This is a genomic window from Maribacter sp. UH1 (genome assembly GCF_056839145.1).
The window spans coordinates 4,329,289-4,349,389 of the sequence record NZ_CM166387.1 but is presented as its reverse complement, the minus strand read 5'-3'; the positions used below and the strand labels follow the sequence as shown (position 1 = coordinate 4,349,389).

Annotated in this window: 21 protein-coding genes; 8 read left to right on the top strand and 13 right to left on the bottom strand. The window is 33.7% G+C overall.

The genetic code is table 11. The annotated features are described in order from the left end of the window. Window positions 1–109 precede the first annotated feature (109 nt). Complete coding sequence (locus UH1x_RS18860) at window positions 110–694, top strand: pseudouridine synthase (protein ID WP_482623542.1); 585 nt, start codon at window positions 110–112, stop codon at window positions 692–694. Here UH1x_RS18860 and UH1x_RS18855 read toward each other — a convergent pair. The 3 genes from UH1x_RS18855 to UH1x_RS18845 all read right to left on the bottom strand — a co-directional run bounded on the left by UH1x_RS18855 (window position 666) and on the right by UH1x_RS18845 (window position 4,507). Then, window positions 666–1,619 (bottom strand): EamA family transporter, encoded by a 954-nt coding sequence (locus UH1x_RS18855; RefSeq protein WP_482626527.1) that lies wholly within the window; start codon window positions 1,617–1,619, stop codon window positions 666–668. The two genes, UH1x_RS18860 and UH1x_RS18855, sit on opposite strands and share 29 nt — an antisense overlap. Before the next feature lie 18 nt (window positions 1,620–1,637). Then, a complete protein-coding gene (locus UH1x_RS18850; RefSeq protein ID WP_482623540.1) occupies window positions 1,638–2,096 on the bottom strand; it encodes a cold-shock protein in 459 nt (152 codons plus the stop codon). Window positions 2,097–3,721: 1,625 nt separating this feature from the next. Then, window positions 3,722–4,507: a hypothetical protein gene (locus UH1x_RS18845; RefSeq protein ID WP_482623538.1), complete on the bottom strand. Its 786-nt coding sequence runs from the start codon at window positions 4,505–4,507 to the stop codon at window positions 3,722–3,724. A gap of 170 nt (window positions 4,508–4,677) precedes the next feature. On the opposite strand from UH1x_RS18845, the gene UH1x_RS18840 reads away from it, so the two are divergent. Further along, window positions 4,678–5,295: a GntR family transcriptional regulator gene (locus UH1x_RS18840; RefSeq protein WP_482623536.1), complete on the top strand. Its 618-nt coding sequence runs from the start codon at window positions 4,678–4,680 to the stop codon at window positions 5,293–5,295. Window positions 5,296–5,298: 3 nt separating this feature from the next. On the opposite strand, the gene UH1x_RS18835 is transcribed toward UH1x_RS18840, so the two are convergent. After that, entirely contained in the window at window positions 5,299–5,898 is a 600-nt protein-coding gene (locus UH1x_RS18835; protein ID WP_036154390.1) for a hypothetical protein, read from the bottom strand. A gap of 2 nt (window positions 5,899–5,900) precedes the next feature. Further along, complete coding sequence (locus UH1x_RS18830) at window positions 5,901–6,389, bottom strand: RNA polymerase sigma factor (RefSeq protein WP_482623533.1); 489 nt, start codon at window positions 6,387–6,389, stop codon at window positions 5,901–5,903. A 148-nt stretch (window positions 6,390–6,537) separates the two neighbouring features. Here UH1x_RS18830 and UH1x_RS18825 point away from each other — a divergent pair, with 148 nt between their 5' ends. Then, a complete protein-coding gene (locus UH1x_RS18825) occupies window positions 6,538–6,684 on the top strand; it encodes a hypothetical protein (protein ID WP_482623532.1) in 147 nt (48 codons plus the stop codon). 3 nt (window positions 6,685–6,687) lie between these two features. On the opposite strand, the gene UH1x_RS18820 is transcribed toward UH1x_RS18825, so the two are convergent. Genes UH1x_RS18820 through UH1x_RS18810 form a run of 3 tightly spaced genes read right to left on the bottom strand, consistent with a single transcriptional unit; the run spans window position 6,688 to window position 9,408 of the window. Further along, the gene (locus UH1x_RS18820; RefSeq protein ID WP_482623530.1) at window positions 6,688–7,776 is read right to left on the bottom strand and encodes an amidohydrolase family protein; all 1,089 of its coding nucleotides are present in this window, start codon (window positions 7,774–7,776) and stop codon (window positions 6,688–6,690) included. Window position 7,777: 1 nt separating this feature from the next. After that, complete coding sequence (locus UH1x_RS18815; RefSeq protein WP_482623528.1) at window positions 7,778–8,404, bottom strand: nucleotidyltransferase family protein; 627 nt, start codon at window positions 8,402–8,404, stop codon at window positions 7,778–7,780. Continuing rightward, entirely contained in the window at window positions 8,401–9,408 is a 1,008-nt protein-coding gene (locus UH1x_RS18810; protein ID WP_482623526.1) for an XdhC family protein, read from the bottom strand. The genes UH1x_RS18815 and UH1x_RS18810 overlap by 4 nt, the downstream gene beginning before the upstream one ends. A gap of 210 nt (window positions 9,409–9,618) precedes the next feature. Here UH1x_RS18810 and UH1x_RS18805 point away from each other — a divergent pair, with 210 nt between their 5' ends. Further along, on the top strand, window positions 9,619–10,710 hold the full coding sequence (locus UH1x_RS18805) for a vWA domain-containing protein (RefSeq protein ID WP_482623524.1): 1,092 nt from the start codon (window positions 9,619–9,621) through the stop codon (window positions 10,708–10,710). Between the two features lie 204 nt (window positions 10,711–10,914). After that, entirely contained in the window at window positions 10,915–11,745 is an 831-nt protein-coding gene (locus UH1x_RS18800; protein ID WP_396634487.1) for an OmpA/MotB family protein, read from the top strand. Between the two features lie 70 nt (window positions 11,746–11,815). Here the strand turns inward: UH1x_RS18800 and UH1x_RS18795 are convergent, their stop codons facing one another. The 4 genes from UH1x_RS18795 to UH1x_RS18780 are packed head-to-tail and all read right to left on the bottom strand — an operon-like array spanning window position 11,816 to window position 15,903. Beyond that, the gene (locus tag UH1x_RS18795) at window positions 11,816–13,279 is read right to left on the bottom strand and encodes a M14 family metallopeptidase (RefSeq protein ID WP_482623522.1); all 1,464 of its coding nucleotides are present in this window, start codon (window positions 13,277–13,279) and stop codon (window positions 11,816–11,818) included. A 22-nt stretch (window positions 13,280–13,301) separates the two neighbouring features. Next, complete coding sequence (locus UH1x_RS18790; protein WP_482623520.1) at window positions 13,302–13,964, bottom strand: N-acetylmuramoyl-L-alanine amidase; 663 nt, start codon at window positions 13,962–13,964, stop codon at window positions 13,302–13,304. After that, entirely contained in the window at window positions 13,961–14,386 is a 426-nt protein-coding gene (locus tag UH1x_RS18785; protein ID WP_482623518.1) for a 3D domain-containing protein, read from the bottom strand. The genes UH1x_RS18790 and UH1x_RS18785 overlap by 4 nt, the downstream gene beginning before the upstream one ends. Before the next feature lie 5 nt (window positions 14,387–14,391). Continuing rightward, on the bottom strand, window positions 14,392–15,903 hold the full coding sequence (locus UH1x_RS18780; RefSeq protein WP_482623516.1) for an FG-GAP repeat domain-containing protein: 1,512 nt from the start codon (window positions 15,901–15,903) through the stop codon (window positions 14,392–14,394). A gap of 107 nt (window positions 15,904–16,010) precedes the next feature. On the opposite strand from UH1x_RS18780, the gene UH1x_RS18775 reads away from it, so the two are divergent. Together UH1x_RS18775 and UH1x_RS18770 are read left to right on the top strand one after the other, a co-directional pair. Next, window positions 16,011–16,415, top strand: coding sequence for a DUF2452 domain-containing protein (locus tag UH1x_RS18775; RefSeq protein WP_482623514.1), 405 nt, complete (start codon window positions 16,011–16,013; stop codon window positions 16,413–16,415). 72 nt (window positions 16,416–16,487) lie between these two features. Beyond that, window positions 16,488–17,822, top strand: coding sequence for a serine hydrolase domain-containing protein (locus UH1x_RS18770; RefSeq protein ID WP_482623512.1), 1,335 nt, complete (start codon window positions 16,488–16,490; stop codon window positions 17,820–17,822). Window positions 17,823–18,244: 422 nt separating this feature from the next. Here the strand turns inward: UH1x_RS18770 and UH1x_RS18765 are convergent, their stop codons facing one another. Next, window positions 18,245–19,087, bottom strand: coding sequence for a 1,4-dihydroxy-2-naphthoyl-CoA synthase (locus UH1x_RS18765; RefSeq protein ID WP_036158183.1), 843 nt, complete (start codon window positions 19,085–19,087; stop codon window positions 18,245–18,247). Window positions 19,088–19,271: 184 nt separating this feature from the next. On the opposite strand from UH1x_RS18765, the gene UH1x_RS18760 reads away from it, so the two are divergent. Beyond that, window positions 19,272–20,000, top strand: a complete 729-nt coding sequence (locus UH1x_RS18760) for a phosphatase PAP2 family protein (protein WP_482623510.1) — start codon at window positions 19,272–19,274, stop codon at window positions 19,998–20,000. Window positions 20,001–20,101: the final 101 nt, after the last annotated feature.

The window sequence follows — 20,101 nt, the reverse complement described above, 5'->3', positions numbered from 1 at the left end:
TGGAGTTTACAAAGGTAACATTCTCCGCAAAACATTACTAATACATGGGTTAAAAAGGGTACCTTTTGCGACCATGTGTAAACTATATTAACCATAAGCGTATAAATTATTGGAACATTTACATTATAAAGTGTACAAACCAGTAGGTATGCTAAGTCAAATGACTTCTGGTGAAGACCGTCAACGTCGCAAAAAACGATTTTTGACAGAACTTCATGATTTTCCAGAGGGAATAATGCCAGTAGGTAGATTAGATGAAAAATCTGAAGGTCTTTTGTTAATGACCACTGATGGAAAATTAAGCGATACTATAAATAGAGCAGGTATAGAAAAAGAATATCTAGCACAGCTGGATGGTCTGATAACCACAGAAGCTATAAAAGAAATATCTGAAGGAGTAACTATTGGCATATTTGGTAAAAAGTATATGACCAAACTATGTAATGTAATAATACTAAACGAACCTCCTGCCTTGCCCGATGCTGATGTACAATTACGAATTGGTAGACACAGACCCACCTCATGGATACGTATTGTAATTACGGAAGGTAAGTTTCGTCAAGTGCGTAAAATGACGGCAGCCGTAGGGTTTCCAACATTACGTTTAATACGGGTAAGAATTGGTAATATAGCATTAGAAAAAATGCAACCTAATCATGTTGTACCTATTTCAGATTTTCCACCGCTTTCTTAGGAATTCTCTTTCCTGAAAAACGGGAAAAAATAGTAAGACTCTTTTTGCTGTTTATAAAGTAGACTCCCGTTAAAAGCACAGCCGATGCAATTGCAGATTGTAAAGTAATATCCTCATTTAGAAAATACCAACCTAAAAGCATAGCTACAATTGGGTTTACATATGAGGATGTGGCCACTTTCTCTGGCGAAACTATTCGTAGCAAATAATTGAAGGCAGTAAAGGTGACAATACTACCAAAAATAATTAGTAGCAACATGGAAGTTATAACAGGCGTGCTCCAGTGAACAGGAGATATCCATTCTTCACCAAATAAAGTACTGATGATTAATAATGAAATTCCGCTTGTAAGCATTTGATATCCAGTATTCACAAAGAAATTTTTAGGTAAATCTGCCTTACCAACAAATAAACTACCATAAGACCAACTAAGCATACATATAAATATGAGTACCATACCTAAAACAGCACCGTCTTGGGCAATAATATCATCTTGACCAACTAGGAGAGAAATACCGGTAATACCCAAGATCACTCCAATAATGGACATAGGTTGTATTTTCTTGCCTTGTAAAATCCGCATCATTAGTAAAACAACTAATGGCTGTGCAGAAACTTCTAATGCAGCAAAGCCGCTGTCTACAAATTTCAACGCCCATACAACTACTCCGTTCCCAAATGTTAGGAATAGAAAACCTGCAAGAATAGTATTCTTGAATTGCTGTTTGGTAATTTTAAGGGAGAAGCCTAATATCTTAGATATGATAAAGATTAGACTACCAGCTGTAACAAAACGAATACCTGCCAACATAAAGGCAGGTAATTCCGTTACTGCAATTTTATTCCATAAATAGGTGGATCCCCAAATGAAATAAATGGCAAAAAATGACAATACTACCAGAACGGTGTTGCGTTGCATTTTCACCATTAAAAATATTTAGAACTAAATCTTCTTAACACGAACGGCGTTCATGCCTTTCATGCCTTTTTCTAACTCGTAAGAAACTTTGTCGTTTTCCATAATTTCATCAATAAGACCACTAACATGAACAAAGTATTTTTCATTGTTCTCTGCGTCTATGATAAAACCAAAGCCTTTAGTAGTATCAAAGAAAGAAACCTTTCCGTTTCTTACTGGATCAAATTCTTCAACTTCACCTTCTTCTTTCTTAGGAATACCTAAAACAATATCTTCAGCCTCTACTTCCACCTTCATTGAAGGGTCCGGTGGTGTGTCAACTAAGTTACCGTTGAAGTCTACATAAGCCAATGGAATACCAGAAGTACCATTTTCTTTTGCAGCTGCTTTACGAGCAAGCATTTTTTTCTTCTTTTCTTCACGCTTTTTTAAGCGCTTTTTTTCTTTTTCAGTTTTATTAAATGTTTGTTGCGATTTTGCCATTCGTAATTTTAATGATAATAATAGATTTTGCAATAAAGGAATTGAAATACGTGTTGACGTGTATAACGAACGGTAAGTTTTTGAGTAAACTATTATTCCGTTTGTTGTAAGGTCATTGCAAGAATTATGTGCATCCCTTTAAAGTTCTACAAAGATATGATTTGTATTTCAATTATTTAGCATTAGAGGGACTCAAACTATCAAAGTTTTAAGCTACTTCCATTTAAATTGAATATATCATCACTATATAAAGCAAAATTTTAATGTTTTTTGCCCATTCTCCTACTTCATTATTTATAGAATAAATGAAAATTGAAAAAGAATTGTTAAAATTAATTTTTTGATAAAAAATATAAAATGCTGATTATTAGTATTTTGAATGAAAAATATAAAATTAATTTGTTAAAAATAGTACCTTTTTATACATAGTACTGTAACAAAATAAAACATTCGTCGTCTTGTAAGTATAAGAAAATTATTAATCATCAATTAAAAATCAAATATCATGAGAACTTTCATCAGAAACACACCGACAGAAACAAGAAGAAACACTTTCTTTTCAAGTTTTAAAAACAGTAAAAGAGTACAATGGGTAGCATCAAGAAATCACACTCATTAGTAAAACATCAATCATTCATCAATCACACGGCTAATCACCGAAACTAAAAACGAACATCATGAGAACTTTCATCAGAAACACACCGACAGAAACAAGAAGAAACACTTTCTTTTCAAGTTTTAAAAACAGTAAAAGAGTACAATGGGTAGCATCAAGAAATCACACCCATTAGTAAAACATCAATCATTAATCAATCACACGGCTAATCACCGAAACTAAAAACAAATAACATGAGAACTTTCATCAGAAACACACCAACAGAAACAAGAAGAAACACTTTCTTTTCAAGTTTTAAAAACAGTAAGAGAGTACAATGGGTAGCATCAAGAAATCACACTCATTAGTAAAACATCAATCATTCATCAATCACACGGCTAATCACCAATTAAAAAACGAACATTATGAGAACTTTCATCAGAAACACACCGACAGAAACAAGAAGAAACACTTTCTTTTCAAGTTTTAAAAACAGTAAAAGAGTACAATGGGTAGCATCAAGAAATCATACCCATTAGTAAAACATCAATCATTCATCAATCACTCGGCTAATCACCGAAACTAAAAACGAACATTATGAGAACTTTCATCAGAAACACACCAACAGAATCTAGAAGGAATTCATTTTTTACCAATTTTAAAAACAGTAAACGAATACAATGGGTAGCGTCTAGACATCATACACACTAAGAATACATCATTCAAAATTAAATCATTAATCAATTCGGCTAATCACCGACTAAAAAACGAGCTTCATGAGAACTTTTATCAGAAACACACCGACAGAATCTAGAAGAAATACATTTTTCTCAAGTTTTAAAAACAGCAAACGCATTCAATGGGTTGCGAGTAGAAATCATACCCACTAATTTATGTAAATCTAAATATGGGCTTCTATTTCAAATTGTATTTAAATAGACACGGATAAATTAGACGGAGATTAAGTCTAAAAAAGAAAAAGGATAAAACCTGTAGGCCTTATCCTTTTTTTTCTTTTAAAATTATTGTTTTAATCTTCTAATGTAATCTCCTCTACTACTCCATTAGGGTAAGTTAACGTAGCTACATCATCACATGTAGAATCTCCAAAATCAACATTAACTGTTAATCCGTTTTTTGTTAAATCCATATCTCCTCCAGATACATAAGAGCAGATAATAGCGCTGGTTAGTGCATTATTTACAGTAACATTATAGGTGTTCCCTTTATATTGTACTGTCCAATTCCCCGTAATACTAAACGTAGTAGTTACTTCTCCAAAAATTAAAGTAGTAGCCCTTACGCCATTATCAGAAATAATAGAACCATCTTCCATCTCTGCAATCATATCACTGGTAACCTCAAAGGTTATTGCACTACTATCTATATTAGAGGTAAATACGAACGACCTTGAACCGTTAATTTTTATGTCTCCGATATAGAAATCATCATAACTTGCAGTAAAGGAACCAGATTGATCCTCTAAATCATAAGTTACGGTAAGCACCCCATTTACATTCTCAGTACCATTAAGTACACAATTATTAAATGTAGCAACATAACCGGTTTCTGAATATACGGCAGAATAACAATCAAAACTGTAAGATTTACCAGTAGATTCAGCATTGGCATTTAAATTAAAAAGTGCTAAGTCAACACCATTGGTAATTTCATCAATTTCTAATACTGCCTTCAAATCTGATTGGGTCAGACTAACTTCTTCATTAACAGTATCATCATCACTACAGCTATAACCAATAACTACAACAGTAATTAATATAATAGGCTTTTTGAATATCCATTTTAAATATTTCATTTTTTCTTATTTGTAGGTTGAACTCTTGGAACGTTCAATAATGGATTATAGTATTGATAGAAGGCATATTAACGCTGTATTTTCGATGAAATATAACTTGATTATAAAAGTTATGAGTAAAACGATTTAAATCGTATACGATATATTATATTTGATGTATGCTGGTAAAAATGAACTTAAGAGATCAAGTACGGGATTATCTGTTATCTGAAATGACAACAGGTAATCTTAAAACAGGAAAGACCATTAATTTAGCAGCGTTAGCACGGCATTTAAAAGTTAGTGTTACTCCTATTAGAGAGGCTTTAACCCAATTACAACAATCCCATATTATAAAAGCCGTACCCAATAGAGGATTTATAATAGCAGAATTAGATGTAGAAGAGGCTGAAGATTTGTATGAGTTGGTTGCAAATTTAGAGGTCATGGCCATTGAAAACTCAGAGTTTACCGAAGAACATATTATTGAACTTAAGGAACAGCAAGAGGTATTTGAAAATGCCAAAGATGCTATTTCTAGAATTCAGGCAGATTTGGAGTTTCATAGGTTATTGACCAAAAAATACAAAAATGACTTGGCTTTAAAAATACTACATGATCTAAAGACACGTATTTTTTTTTATGAACGTGCCTTTACAAATGATGACTCCTTCTATAACAAATCTGACAATCAACATGAATCCATTATTTCAGCAATTGCAGACGATAACGTACCTACGGCTTCCCTCCTACTAAAGATGAATTGGATGTTGATTTTAAATTACGTTCAAAAGAAACTTACCGAGTAAAAACTACTCTAAATCTTGTAATAGTTCTTGTGCAGAACGGGTTACTTTAAGGTAACCATTATATGCCCATTTGCAGAAAAACACCATAGCAATCATAGTAATAGCAAATATTACATATTGTTCTGTTTTTAAACTGGTTAGAAAGACATTTTTATTTGAAATAATTTTGGATGTAACTGGTACTATAAAGAAGAGTCCAACAAAACCAATAGCTATACCTACTTGTTGCAATTTTAAAAGTCTATTCTTAGTCTTTAAGTAAAACTTTAAATTGTCTTTATATGAGCCGTTTAAAATATCAATGTTCTTTATTGTTTTTAAGGTAGTTAGCACCATAACAGGTAGTACAATTAAAAATAACAAAGTAAGTATGCCACAAACTTGCAAATACCACGTATCTAATTTACCAAAGTTTAGAATAACAAAAAATGCAATGGCAAAACAGACAAAAGCGCCTAAGGTTTCATACTTTGTAATGGTAGTGAATTTGTTTTGATATTTCTGTTTGGTCATGTCTAATATGATTTTATTCGTTAATTTTTTTTGATGATTTAGTTCATCGCTTAATTGTGTCCAGGCGGACTGTAATTCTTCTAGTTCCATGATTATTGTTTTGTCATGTTCGTTTTTAATTTCTTTTTTATTCGAGATATCTTTGTACCGACATTACTGGCGCTCAAGCCTGTAATGTCTGCTATTTCATTATAGCTTTTACCTTCTAATAGGAGAAAAATAAGTCCTTTTTCTAAGGTGTTTAAATGCTTTAAATGCTGATAAAGTAGTTTTAATCGCTCGTCATACGCATCATCATTAGTATCTGATTGCTTTAAAAAAACATCTGCAATGGGGACCGAATCTGGTCTTCTCTTTTTTTTCTTAATAAATGTGATTGAAGTATTCATAGCTACGCGATACATCCAAGTTGTTATTTTTGAATCGTTACGAAAAGAGTTAATATATTTCCAAAGCTGGTAGACCACTTCTTGAAACAGGTCTTCTTGATCTTCTTTGTTTTCGGTGTAGATTGAAGTCACCTTATATAACAATGCCTGATGCTCTTGTATTAATTCAGTAAAGACTTCTTCTTTTTGCATTTATAAAAATCTATTTACCCATTAGTATGCCTTTTACACAGTTTGTCACACTTTAAAGTAAATTCTTTTTTAAATTAAAGTAAAAACATGCTAACTCATACAACATGAGACATGTATGTGCGTTTTAGTAAAAAAATAAATATAAGGTATGCAGTTCTTAAATCCAGAAATTGAAGCGTTGACCAAGAGAAAAACCACACGAAGTTTAGTTAAGAAAGAGGTCTCATGTGGTATTTTTCAAGATGTAAAAGATATTCCGGTAGTTGCCGAAGCCGTTGTACTTAAAAAAGTATAACTACTATTTAAACAGCAATGCGTCTAATCCTGGAATTAGGTTTAACGCATTTTGGTAATATAGTTTTTTCAGCACATCATCAGGTAGGTTCAATCCGTACATGGACCAAAATGCGTGATATTTCTTATAATAAGGAAAATACTCATCGTTGCTTTCCAATACTCTAAAGTACGTAGGGAATTCTTCTGGTTTCCAACTATCCTTACCGAACAGTACCCTGTCTTGATACTTAATAAAGAATGCCCTAGCATTCTGAGGTTGTCTACCAAGCTCTGCAATTACTGCAGATATACCCACATTCATATTTGGCATTTCATCTAATAGCTCTCCTAATTTTTTAAGGTTGTTAGCATGCCAACCCATGTGAGCATTTATAAATTTGGTATTCGGATGTTTTTTGAATACGTTATGTTGCTCCTGAATAATTTGCTCGAAAGGCGCAGGGTCAGTAGCTGTACGCTTTCTTCTAGGGTGCGTTTTTAATTCTAACCAACGTTCGTTATCAGCATCCATATCATCCCAAAAAGACTTTGGGTCAGCAGCATGAATCAATACCGGTACTCCCATTTCTGCGCATTTAGCCCAAATGGGGTCTAAACGGGGGTCATCTATTGCCAAACGATTACCGTCTGCATCTTTATTACGTAATCCTAAACTTTTAAAAATCTTTAATCCCTTAGCTCCGTTCTTAATATCTTGTTCTAATTGGGCTGCAGCCTGTTTTCCCCATTCCATATCTTTTGCTCCTTCAAAATCTACATTGGCAAAAACTACAAACCTATTAGGGTAACTTTTATTGATATTATCAATTTTCTCCTTGAGACTTGGTCCAGACCTTCCACTCAAGTTCACCATTATGGCTTCGTTCATAACATCCATATAAGAAATTAATCCGTTTAAAGCCTCAACTGACATATCTCGTTGATGGCTATGAACGTCTATAAAAGGAAATTTAGCTTTAGTTATTTCGCCACCAGGCACCACCAACGTAGATGTAGGGTTATATTCTTCAAAACCCATTTCTTGGGCTGTTATAGTAGTAGTTAGTACTAACGTTAGTATAGCATAAACGGTATATTTTAATTTGATCATATTAGGTGTTAAGTGTGTTATTGGTTCGCTTTAATAGATTTTGGTATTCTAGGTTTGTGTCCACATCAATCATTTGATCTGCTGCCTCCAAAGAAATAATTGCATTGCCTTCATTGTTTAAAATTTCCTTGGCACCGAAATCTCCTTTTAAAGTAGTTAATTTTTCGAACAGCAATTTAGGAAACAATGCGGGTACACCCACTTTTTTATGATAGTTTGTTGCAATGATTTTTAATGGATTTTTTGTAACCTCTTCAATTAATGAATCTAAGTATACAGAACTCAATAATGGCTGGTCTGCAAGGCAAATTAAAACACCCTCCAAGCTAGGTGTTTGCTTAAGTAACACTTTAACCCCGTGGGCAATACTTTCGCCCAACCCATTTTCCCAATTAGAATTTACGATTATTTCAATATTTTTTTCCTTCAAGCTACACTCAGCACTAATAAATTCAGCGTTTGAACCTAGTACGACATGAATTGATGTTGCATTGGTCTGTTGAACAGTTTTAATGGTTTCCATTAAGAAATTAGAATCTTTCCATGGCATTAACTGCTTGATGCCTTCCATTCTGCTAGAAGCACCAGCTGCCATAATAAGAACTGCTATATGCACATCTTTCTTCAATGAACAGATTTCAATTTGTCTTTCAACATTACAGGTTGTGTTTTTCTAATTACGGTCAATATTTCCGCAAGAATAGATATTGCTATTTCTTGCGGCGTTTCAGCTCCAATATTTAATCCTGCAGGACCATGAATATTCTCAACAAAATCTAAGTCAATATCCATATCATGTTCCAATAATTCAGATAGCAATTTCTCCCTTCTTTTAATTGGTCCTAAAATTCCTAAATATGTAGGTTTACTATTTTTTAATCTTATTAAATACTTCAAGTCTTTTACATAACTATGTGTCATTAAAAGAATAGCGGTATTCTTATCTATTGTTTCAACAGGAAATTCTTCTGGTTCAAAGTCTAATAATCTATCAATGCCATGAAAATCAGCAATAGTTTTATTCTCTTTTGGTGTTACGGCAACGTTCACTTCCCATCCCATACCCAATCCAAAATGAGCTAGTTGAACCGCATCATGCTCACCTCCTATCAATAAAAGGCGTTGGCAAGGTTCTAATGTCTGCAAAAAGTGTAGACTATTTTGTTGTTCCTTAGTACTAGAATTAAATGTATAGGTAACAGAATTTAGACTTATAAATGTACCGTATCCTTCTAAATCTCCATATTCTTTTATGTAAGATGTGTTAAGCTTGAACGATTTCCTATTTTCTATAACGAAATTAAATTCCGTAATAAGAGCCTCCTCTGGTGAAAAGGATTCCAATAAGATATAAAGTAAACCTTCACAACCTAATCTGAATCTACCATCATAGGTCATTAATTTTGTAATTCCATTCTCAAATACCGATTGTGCTTGAAACAAAACTTCTTTCTCTACACAACCACCACTAACTGCACCTATCATTACATCATCTTCACGAATAAGCATGCGAACCCCAGGTTTCCGATAAGAAGAACCATCTAAATCTACGACAGTTGCAAGGACACACTTCAAATTTGCCAATTTAGCAATGCTGTACTCCTTAATTATTTTCTTGAATTCGTGAGTCATTAACCGTAGATTTTACACCTTCTAAAGTACTAAAATTAATGCATATATTCCTAAAGCTTATTCGTCTTAAAGCCAAATAAATAAAGGTGTTCACATAATTTCAAATACCTAATTTCTTCGGCTTTAACAATCTTTAACATTTATTTTTTCATTCCTCATAATTTAAATAAACTTTGTTCGTTCTGCTAGTTGAACCTATAATTAATTAATATGAAAAATTTCTTGAAGTCCTTTAGTGTATTGTTTATGATAGCACTATTTGTTTCTTGTGGTAATGCAGATGATGATGTTAGTTTGAACTTAAATACAGGAGACGGACTAGGAGAAGGTACCGTGGTAGATGATTGTTTAGGACTAGAAGAAGGTGAACTGGTTCTATCTATACAAGATCAATACACTACCCTACCTGGTAAAGTATCTGTATTTTTTAGAGTATCCGATACTGGTGGAAATCCGGTTCCCGGCTTAACGGCAGATCAATTTACAATTTATGAGCAAGGTAGAAATGACGATTGTTTTAATACGATATCTACATCAGAATCATCGGCACGTATATCACCAAACTCTCAAATTTTCTCAAATAACACATTGCTAGTTTTAGATTTAAGTAATAGTGTTTTGAGCAGTAGCTTAGAAGAATTAAAATTGGCTTCCACTAGTTTCATTGAAGCAGTTATGCCAGAAACAGCAAATGAATCCGTTAAAATGGCTATCTACTGGTTTGATGGTGAAGATGAATTACACTTGTTAAATGAATTGACATCTTCAAGAGTTGAACTTACCGAAGCTGTTGACGGAATAACAGATGATATCAGCAATGACCCTTCTACAGATTTATATGGTGCGGTAATAAAATCTACTGATATCGCGTCTGATTTAGTAAAAGTATCTACTGAAGGTGGTAAAATAGGTGCTGCATCTGTAGTATTGTTTACAGATGGTACAGATCAAGCTTCACGTTATACGGAGGATGCCGCTTTAAAGAAAGTAAATGAGGCAAATGCTAATATCTCTTTTTTCAGTATTGGTTTAGGAGCAGAAATAGACACTGAGGTTTTAACTGCTATAGGTAAAACAGCAAGTGTTTTTGCAACCAATAAAGATGAATTGGAAACAACGTTTAGAGACATCTCTGAAAAGGTTTCTGAAAGAGCCAATAGCTTTTACTTATTTGAGTACTGTAGCCCTAAAAGAGATGGTAGTGGAGAAAACAATTTAGCTATTGAAATCAATACCGGTTCTAGACAAGGAGCAGTACAAACCAAGTTTAGTGCAAACGGATTTACAGGAGGTTGTGAATAAGTAATTCTCACACAGAATATAAGAAGAAGCATGAAAATGCTTCTTTTTTTTGCTCTAATATGAAATGAACAACGTATTGATAATCATCTCATTGCACTAGTAATTTGCAGGGCGAAGCTCTTTCATATTAACATTTAAACATCCGTTTATCGATTTGTGCCGTATATAAAACCGATTAGACTAATATTAATTAAAAAGAACAAAATGAAAAAATTATCCTTAGTTACTATAGTATCGGTAGCACTTTTATCGTCTTGTGTTTCTAAAAAGAAATATGTTGCTTTAGAAGATAACTTATCTCAAACTCAAAGTACATTACAAAAGACCCAAGTTGAGAAAGAAGAGCTACAAGCTCAAATGACAAAAATTGAAGCTCGTGTAGAAGAGTACAATTCAAAAATCAACTCATTAAAAGAGATGAACGATAGCCAGTTCACAAGTGTTGATGATGTTGCCGTTATGAGTAACAATACAAAAGCTAAGATGAGAAATACATTGAAAAATGTTGATCCAGCAAAATTAGCCGGTGCAAAAACACTACAAGATTCAATGAACTTGGCTGTTTCTTATAAATTGAAACAATCAATTTCTGAAGAAGGTGAAGATATCAATGTTAGTATTGATAAGACTGTTGTTATGATCAATATCTCTGATGAGTTATTATTTAACACAGCTAGCTATAATGTAAGCAGCAAAGCAAACAACATTTTACAAAAATTGGCTGACGTAATTAAGTCTGAGCCAAGTATGGAAGTTATGGTTGAAGGTCATACGGATTCTAGAACAATCAACACTCCTATGGTTACCGATAACTGGGATCTAAGTGTAAAACGTGCTACATCTATTGTACGTAAATTACAGAAAGAGTATGATGTTGATCCTTCTCAATTAATAGCTTCAGGTAGAAGTAGCTACTTACCTTTAGTAGAAAATGACACTAAAGAAAACATGGCTAAAAACAGAAGAACTAAAATTATCATCTTACCTAACTTAGATAAATTCTTTGCTCTTTTAGATGCAGAAGATGCTATGTAAGAATTACAATTCTATATACATTAAAAGGGAAGCATTGCTTCCCTTTTTTTATGCTTAAAAATTAAATTTATTATCTAAATATCATTGCATTTGGTACTTGAATCTGAGGTTTATTAAGGTCTACTAAGAATCCGTTAATTACCGCGTAAGCTATAACTCCGTCTTTTTCTAAGAAGAAAGTCGGGTTGATTCCCGGCATTAAATTCAATTCTGGAACTGTATATTTTTCTCCAATTAAATGAACAGGGTAAGGTGAGTTAATATTTTTAGCAGGGAAGGATGATAAACGCAAATATCCATAACCTTGTTTTAATATATCGGTAAAATTTAATCCTTGTACATCGTTAAAGTTATTTAAAGTCTTTGGGTATACTTTTGCTTGTTTGATTGTATAACCAGTAGCATCTAACGTTTCGTAACCATAATACGTTGATAGATCACCTTGATCTAAAATTCTACTACTATACCAGAAAGAGTTATGGTCAGGGTAATCAACTTCAATCTGGTTCATACCTATATCTATTTTATAGGTATTACCCATAAGTTCGTAGTTTGCGCCAACAATTTTTAAATCGAACAGCTTTCTATCATTCTCCGGAATTTTCTCGTATTCATCAATATCGATAGCTTCATAAGACTTTTGAGCGATAGTATAAATGGCAGATAAAATAGAGGTATAATTCAGTTTTCTGATTTCTTGCTTTTCAACATCCTCGGGAAATCCGCCAGATTCAATTAAAATAGTACTCGTCCCCCATTTTTGAATATTATCCCCAAAAGCTCTTGGCTCAAAATCATCATTATATCTACCTACTTGCCCGGGAGCATATTTTTGAAGAATATCGTTCATAAAAACAATAATCTTCATGGCATTACCACGAGTTTCATTAATATCTTTTTCATAATTATAAGCAGGAGCTAGATAAGAGATTGTAGCTGGTTTTTCCGTACGTTCCGCATTATAATACGTGCTTTGATCATGAAGATTGAATCCGAAATCGGCATTAAGACTATCTCTAACTCTTTTCAAGGTTTGAGATTCTGGGGACTGTAAACGCAGCGCATCCCTATTAATATCTATCCCTAACAAATTTCTACGTTGGTAAAGTTCGGCTCCATCAGGGTTGAGCATTGGTAAAAAATGAACGGTAAGATTGGTAAGAATAGCATCTTTCTCTGCTTTAAAATCAGCACTATCAAAGAAATTAAGAATATCAAAAATAGCTTGTGTAGCCGTTGGTTCATCCCCATGCATTTGAGACCAAAGAAAAACATTGGTTTCGCCTGTTCCAATGCTTACCAAGCTTAAATCTTTACCGCCAATAGATTTACCTACGTTACCTACTTTAAATTTAGCATTGGCAGAAAACCTATCAATAAGGGGTTGTATGTCGTTTCTTTTAATTCGCCTTTTACCAATGGTACTTTCTTTGTAATTCTCATAAGTGTCGTACAACTGAGTGGTAATATTATCTGATTGCCCAATTGCAGAAAACGTGCATAAGCTTAGTATGGAGAGTAATAATTTTTTCATTTATAGTTCTTCTATTTTAATGTTATTTTGTCTTTGGTAACTCTTTAAAATTCAATTTCTTGACCGCTTTTCTGACCTTGCCCATGAACTCGGTTCCCGGATCAGTTTTCACAGTTCTATAACCTTCATCTTTTTCTAACCAGAGTGGATGATTTTCAAAAAGGGTGTATTCATAATGTCCGATTAAATAATCGATATCGTACTTATCTTTCAAATACTTTACCAGCCAAATATTAGAATTCAACTGTGCTTTTGTCAAAGGTAGCTCTTCAGTACCACCAACATTCTCCACTCCAATGGCACAATGGTTGAGACCAATGACATGGCGCGCCATGGTAGTTTCTGGTAGTAACTGATATATAGTACCATCTCTATCTACCATAAATTGAGAAGATACATTTAAGCCGCTTACATTTTTAATATCTGGTCTCCAATTAGGTAAGGTTACCGGGTCAAAGGCTTCAAATGATTTTTCGAAAGTGGGAATGACCGTCCAATGTAAAACAATCATTTTAGGTTCAATTTCCGGAGAATCTTGCTCCAAACCATATCTATTTTGCAGATATTCTACAGTTAATATTTTACGTTCCTCATTAAACGTAATGGGGTGCTCCACAATAGTTTTGGAGGAAGAACAAGCAGTTAAAATACAAATAAATAAAAGGTAAATAATAAGATGTTTCATTCTTCAAAAATTTCTAAGCTATCCTTAGCAACAGCGTATGATATGGTAATTTTACGTCTACCCCATTCCTTGGCTTTCTTTACATCTTCTCCCATGTAAATATCAATACGGTTGCGCCAACGAGAATGCATTTTATCTTTTACCAAAAATATACCATCAAAGGTATCTATCTTCACCATGGTATTATAGCTTAATCCTTTCTTTAATAAATCTCTAGAAACAGCAATCCATTTTTGACCGGGTTTTATAGAATCTCCCCATGCAGTAATAGCTGGGTGTTCATAAGACGTTTGGTATGGCAGGGAGTTATACGCAGTTGCGGTAACATTAATAGGAACCCAATTATACTTATCATCCATAGGTTTCTCTGAACAGCTTAAAGCTATTATCAAGATTATTATAATAGATGATCTTTTTATCATACCTACTAATGTAGCTTATTTTCTAAAATTAAAAGATCCGTCTTACTTTCTTTCCACGCTTTTTCTAAATATTCTGGTACAGGCGTAAAAGAAAAAGTAAGTGAACTTAACACGATATCTTCATCACCATCCGCATCAATATCGGCAGCATCCATTAAGAACCACCTCCCCATTTTAATATCTTTAAAGTGCTGCTGCTTAAATTGGTATTGCTCAGTGTTTATATTCTCTAAATACACGAAATTATATTCTGGATGGTTTTCATAATCAGGAAAAGTAGCTAAGAGAGCCAAATCTAAATCACCATCTTGATCAAAATCATTTGCTATTACTCGTGTTGCGCCATTTAAAGGATGAAAATAGGTTTCCTCAAAATTATTTTCACCGTCATTCATATGAATACGCATACCGTGGTATGGTTTGTTTACAAATGATTTATCGGCATTATCGCCGTTTACGGTAATGATATCATCATATCCGTCACCATTATAATCTACCAATTCAAACCAACTAGAACCGTAAACCGGACTAAAGCGTATTACTTTCTCGGCTGTAAATTCTAAGTTATCCTCTTGATATAAAATATAAACAGCCTCATCACCTTGCGACACCATGACCACTAAATCATCTTTGCCATCCTTATTCATATCCTTAGGTATAACCCTTAATGTACCTGGTAAATCTAATAGCGTTCTTTCTTTATAAAAACCATAATTATCTTTTCGCAGTAAAGTCAGTTTCCCTTTTAAATCTCCAAATTCGCTAATAACAATTTCTTCATTTCCGTCATTGTTCAAATCAGAATACATAGTATGTACGGGTCTATGTAATGAATCTTGTAAAACTGCGGTAGCATTACCATGGCGCAATACAGATTGCCCTCTAGGAATTTCATTAGGGTCCATCTTACCCATATTTGTGACATAAATACTATCCTTAAGTATTCTAGCATCAATTATGGCAGAATCAAAATCTCCTAATAACTTAGAAGACTTTGTATTAAGGTTAAACTCGTTTAACTGCCCGTTACGAGTACCCGTAATTATATTTTTTGAATCGTCTTCTATTTTTATGTAAGTGATTAAGCTACCTCCCATACTATCAAGACTAATGGGCATGGTTTTAAATTGAGATAGCGGTGTACTTTCTGCAATGGCATTGTCATTATTTAAACTATCTGGTGCAAGCTCAATAATATACTTTTGTAATAAGTCCCAATTTTCTAAAGGTATCAATGGTTTTGAAGGATAAACACCTGTTTTTATTACAGCAATCTGTTCATGAAAAGGTAATTTGTAGTAAGGATGTTTTTCTGGAGTAATAATACCCATTCTAGCTCCCATTTCTGGTAAAACATAGTCTTGCCAAATATTTTTAGGTAATGATTGAATATCTGGAGCTACATGACAGCTAGCGCAATAGCTATTGTAAAGAACAACTTCTCTAGAAGGCTTTTCCGTATTACACGAAAAAAGCGAACACAATAAAATGAAGTAAAGGCAAGACTTAAAATCCATTAGAATTAAATAGTGTTATTAAAATTGGAATTGAAAAATGGAAGATACCCATACGTAAATAATCTAGCAAGATATAAATGCTTGCTTTTCTTTAAATTTGTAGGGCTATGAAAAAAGAAAAGAAACCAGATAATGTAGTTTTCAATGAAGATACTCAAGAGTATCATGGTAAACTATCACCTTTTGCAACAGGAGTATCGGCTCCAAAAATCACTCCTCCAGACGTAACTTCTTGGAAGAATACGCATATTGTAAGTGCCAATAATCAGTTTAAAGCAGAATATGAAGCATTACAAGAATCGTATAAAAAACTGATGGATAATTTTGAATACAATAATCTTGTATACAGTGCTAAATTTAGCTTTGAGCCTATTGTTGGTAAAGAATACCATTTGTATAAAGCAAAAGATGAAAGTACATTTCTATCATTGATTTTACCTCAGGAATGTAACTTTGACTATGTTGGTAGTTTTAAACTTACATCTGATAAAACATGGGAGAAATTGAAGTAATTCAGATAATTGAACGGTTTATGTCAAAGTAGAATTTGAACACATTTTAATTTTATAAAGAACACGATAAGAATGAAGAAAACAAAACTGCTTTTAGGTATTGTATTAGTCGGTATTATTGCTGCGGCATATTTCAACTACCCCAAACTAAATCTAATCTCAGGCTATGCATCGAAAAACATGGCTTCTAGTGTTTTTATTGCAGATAGAGACCCAGATGACATTACATTGAACGATAATGATATGCCTTTGATTAAATTGGCAGATACAGAGGTGTCAAATGAGAATACATCTGCGACTGCCAAGGTATACGGACTAATGCCTAGAACAGCGGTGTATAAAGAAGGACTTGGAGCTGTACTAACTAACAAAGAGTTTTCTAAACATAATTTCGACATTGTCCCCAATAGATTTATTGTGAAAGATACATTGCCTTTCCCCTATGGAAATAGCGGAGTGATTGATACTATTTTAGAAAATGTAGCCTACGATAAATTAGAAGTAGCATTCGAAAATGCTTTTAAAGATCCAGAACAAAAAACAAGATCTCTTTTAGTTGTTCATAAAAATCAAATTATTGGAGAGCGTTACATTCGCGGGTTTACGAAGGATACAAAAATTCTTGGTTGGTCAATGACCAAAAGTATTTTATCTACGCTTTATGGTATTTTAGAATATCAAGATAAAATTGATATGGAGTATAAGCCATTTTCTGAAAAGATCGGCATGAAGAGTCCGAAAATGAATATAACATTGAATCACCTATTACGTATGCAAAGCGGATTGGAATGGGACGAGAACTATTTTAAAATTTCCGATGTTACTCGAATGCTATTCTTGGATTCGGACATGACTTTGTCTCAACGTAATAAAAGAATAATAGCCCAGCCAACAGAAATTTGGAACTACTCCTCTGGTACCACAAATTTGCTGTCTGGTATTCTAAGAGAGCAGTTCAGCTCCCATCAAGAATATTTAGATTTTCCATATAAAGAACTGATCGATAAAATAGGAATGAATTCCATGCTCTTGGAGACCGATTTATCTGGTAATTATATTTTGTCTTCATACGGATGGGCAACTACCAGGGATTGGGCAAAATTTGGACTGTTATATCTGAATAAGGGAGATTGGAACGGTAATCGTATATTTTCAGAATCCTGGTCAGACTATGTAGCAAAACCTACAATCCATTCTAACGGAACTTACGGAGCTCATTTTTGGCTGAATGCCGAAGGAAAGTACGAAGACATTCCTAAAGACTTGTATTCTGTAAACGGATTTCAAGGGCAACGCATTTTCATAATACCCTCAAAAGATCTTGTGGTCGTCAGAACCGGATTAAAAGAACAGACCGATGAACAATTCAATACCTTATTGAAAGAAATAATAGCTTCAATTCGATAAAAGGGGCAAAATTTTAACCTTTTCAATACAATACCACATTTTTGAACATGTTCACAACAGAATTCTCTTGTCTGGCAACAATAGTTTCAAAGAACCCTAAATGATATATACATTTACAGTGTTATTAAAAACGAATTAAAAATTTTTCATTTTCATATAGTGTTCTCGTAAAAGAGTCTGATCTTCAATGATCGGACTCTTTTTAGTTTAGGGCGTTTTTTAGTATTCAGTATTCAGTTGGCAGTATCAGTTTTCAGTGTTCAGAAGAAACAGTATTAAGTAAAAAGTATTAAGTACTGTTTTATGATACCTAAACGCTTTGCGTTTAAACAACCATCAACGAACAACCATCAACGAACAACCATCAACCATCAACGAACAACCAACAACCAACAACCAACAACCAACAACCAACAACCAATTTACGGTAGCCAATTATCCTTACCAAAATTAGGTTTACGTTTTTCTAAGAAAGCGTTTCTACCTTCTTTTGCTTCTTCGGTCATATATGCTAGTCTTGTTGCTTCACCTGCAAATACTTGCTGACCCACCATTCCATCATCTGTTAGGTTCATAGAGAACTTCAACATTTTTATAGAAGTTGGTGATTTCTCCAAAACCTCTTGTGCCCATTGAAAAGCGGTGTCTTCTAGCTCATCATGAGGTATTACGGCATTTACCATACCCATATCAAAAGCATCTTGTGCAGAATAGTTTCTGCCTAAAAAAAAGATCTCACGTGCTTTTTTCTGTCCCACCATTTTAGCTAGGTACGCAGATCCATATCCACCATCAAAGCTGGTAACATCGGCATCGGTTTGCTTAAAAATAGCATGTTCTTTACTAGCTAAAGTCATGTCGCAAACCACATGCAGACTGTGTCCGCCACCAACGGCCCATCCAGGTACTACGCAGATGACCACTTTCGGCATAAAACGAATCATACGTTGTACTTCAAGTATATTTAAACGGTGCTGACCATCTTGACCAACATACCCCTTTTCTCCCCTAGCCTTTTGATCACCTCCAGAACAAAAAGACCATATTCCGTCTTTAGTAGAAGGACCTTCCGCAGAAAGCAAAACTACTCCAATAGAAGTATCTTCTTGAGCATCGTAAAAAGCTTTAATTAACTCACTTGTCGTATGTGGCCTAAAAGCATTACGCACATTAGGTCGGTTGAAAGCAATACGCGCTACGCCGTCACATTTTTTATACGTAATATCATCAAATTCTATAGCTGTTTTCCAGTTGGGTGATTTCATAATTTCTAACAATTCTATTATCGTATAAAGATAAGGGTTCAAAGTATACCTGTCCAAATTTCAAGACGCTGTTAAAGAACCTAACATGTAGTAATTAACTGAATCGAGTTAGTTATCGATTTCTTTGAAACAGTAGATGTGCCCAATTACTGCTATGTTTACGGCACAAACAACAGAATGTTTCATGAAACAATCCCTTTTTACTTTTATAAAATCGCTTCGTGAATTTTTAGCGAATAAATTAAACCAATACAACACAACATTACCCTATGTAATTACAGTAATAATTGCTTTGGTCATCGTCGTTGGCGGAATTAATTTATTTGTAGAATTGACAGAAACCCTAAAGACAGAAACCCTTGCCACTTATGACACTGCAATTACAGATTATGTAATTTCTTATCGTACACCCAGTTTAACATCTTACTTTAAGTTTATGACCTATGTTGGTGATGTGTATGGATATTTAATAGTACTAGTGGTATTTCTCTTAATCTCACTTTTAGTCTTTAAACGCTGGAAATACGTGGTACAGGCAACATTGATATTAGCTTTGGCTACCATTTCTAATATGGTATTGAAAAGATTTATTGACCGTGCAAGACCAGGTATTGAACATTTAGTTTCTGTAGAAACGTTGAGTTATCCTAGCGGTCATGCAATGAGCGCGATGGCATTCTACGGGTTTCTAATTTTTCTGGTCACCAAGTTCCATATTCAGAAAATGATGAAATATGTATTGATTATCGCCTTAACAGTTATTATTTTAAGCATTGGAATAAGTAGGATTTATTTGGGAGTCCATTTTCCTTCGGATATAGCAGGTGGCTTCATTGCCGGGTTCATTTGGGTAGTCTTCTGTGTACTTGTATTTGATTTGATACAATTGTTTAGACGTGATCCTAAAACATAAACGGCATAAAGTTTTAATATATTAATAACCTTGCTTATACCTTATTAAAAAATTGATATTGATATTTTAGTGAGCTATAAAAAACACAAATAAATTTTAAG

Coding starts and splice junctions, on each gene's coding strand:
- UH1x_RS18825 (WP_482623532.1), top strand. CDS start 6,538: ATGCAGTTCTTAAATCCAGAAATTGAAGCGTTGACCAAGAGAAAAACC.
- UH1x_RS18760 (WP_482623510.1), top strand. CDS start 19,272: ATGAAACAATCCCTTTTTACTTTTATAAAATCGCTTCGTGAATTTTTA.
- UH1x_RS18775 (WP_482623514.1), top strand. CDS start 16,011: ATGAAAAAAGAAAAGAAACCAGATAATGTAGTTTTCAATGAAGATACT.
- UH1x_RS18805 (WP_482623524.1), top strand. CDS start 9,619: ATGAAAAATTTCTTGAAGTCCTTTAGTGTATTGTTTATGATAGCACTA.
- UH1x_RS18770 (WP_482623512.1), top strand. CDS start 16,488: ATGAAGAAAACAAAACTGCTTTTAGGTATTGTATTAGTCGGTATTATT.
- UH1x_RS18830 (WP_482623533.1), bottom strand. CDS start 6,389: ATGCAAAAAGAAGAAGTCTTTACTGAATTAATACAAGAGCATCAGGCA.
- UH1x_RS18840 (WP_482623536.1), top strand. CDS start 4,678: ATGAACTTAAGAGATCAAGTACGGGATTATCTGTTATCTGAAATGACA.
- UH1x_RS18780 (WP_482623516.1), bottom strand. CDS start 15,903: ATGGATTTTAAGTCTTGCCTTTACTTCATTTTATTGTGTTCGCTTTTT.
- UH1x_RS18790 (WP_482623520.1), bottom strand. CDS start 13,964: ATGAAACATCTTATTATTTACCTTTTATTTATTTGTATTTTAACTGCT.
- UH1x_RS18795 (WP_482623522.1), bottom strand. CDS start 13,279: ATGAAAAAATTATTACTCTCCATACTAAGCTTATGCACGTTTTCTGCA.
- UH1x_RS18845 (WP_482623538.1), bottom strand. CDS start 4,507: ATGAAATATTTAAAATGGATATTCAAAAAGCCTATTATATTAATTACT.
- UH1x_RS18820 (WP_482623530.1), bottom strand. CDS start 7,776: ATGATCAAATTAAAATATACCGTTTATGCTATACTAACGTTAGTACTA.
- UH1x_RS18785 (WP_482623518.1), bottom strand. CDS start 14,386: ATGATAAAAAGATCATCTATTATAATAATCTTGATAATAGCTTTAAGC.
- UH1x_RS18835 (WP_036154390.1), bottom strand. CDS start 5,898: ATGGAACTAGAAGAATTACAGTCCGCCTGGACACAATTAAGCGATGAA.
- UH1x_RS18810 (WP_482623526.1), bottom strand. CDS start 9,408: ATGACTCACGAATTCAAGAAAATAATTAAGGAGTACAGCATTGCTAAA.
- UH1x_RS18765 (WP_036158183.1), bottom strand. CDS start 19,087: ATGAAATCACCCAACTGGAAAACAGCTATAGAATTTGATGATATTACG.
- UH1x_RS18850 (WP_482623540.1), bottom strand. CDS start 2,096: ATGGCAAAATCGCAACAAACATTTAATAAAACTGAAAAAGAAAAAAAG.
- UH1x_RS18800 (WP_396634487.1), top strand. CDS start 10,915: ATGAAAAAATTATCCTTAGTTACTATAGTATCGGTAGCACTTTTATCG.